Origin of the sequence: Mesorhizobium sp. Primo-A, from assembly GCF_003997175.1 — a bacterium.
Lineage (GTDB): Bacteria > Pseudomonadota > Alphaproteobacteria > Rhizobiales > Rhizobiaceae > Mesorhizobium > Mesorhizobium ciceri.
Window position 1 is genome coordinate 1 of sequence record NZ_RZTG01000086.1, and the last position, 379, is coordinate 379.

At 48.8% G+C, this 379-nt stretch carries 1 protein-coding gene; it reads right to left on the minus strand.

Annotation, left to right across the window (positions count from 1 at the left end):
• Window positions 1–106: 106 nt before the first annotated feature.
• Window positions 107–379 (minus strand): DUF4230 domain-containing protein (locus EOC83_RS32695; protein ID WP_164762445.1); only part of this gene is annotated, 273 nt, incomplete at its 5' end.

Below are 379 nucleotides of genomic sequence, written 5' to 3' on the forward strand. Positions count from 1 at the left end.
CGATAGGACCGTATTGTTCCAAATGAAGAAGGCGATCAGGGCGATAAGAATTACGACGAGGATGATGGCTAATGCAGTATTTCGCTTCATAGGCTTGCTCTTTCGGCTATTCGGTTTGCTCTGGTTCTCTCCAGTGGAATTCAACGGTGTATGCATCACCTAGCGCTGCTATGAACATATCCCTTATATTCTCCTCGGCGTTCGTGCGAGCTTCGTCCATGATCCCGCCTTCTATCGCGAATGCCTCGCTGGCTTTGATGCATCCGGCCCTGAAATCCTCAACATCCTCCGCGTGGATTGGATTCAAGAGATTTCCGTGCTCTTCGAGCACAGTTGTCTTTTCGTTATCCAAAGTGTTCGAGATGATATACGGCTGATC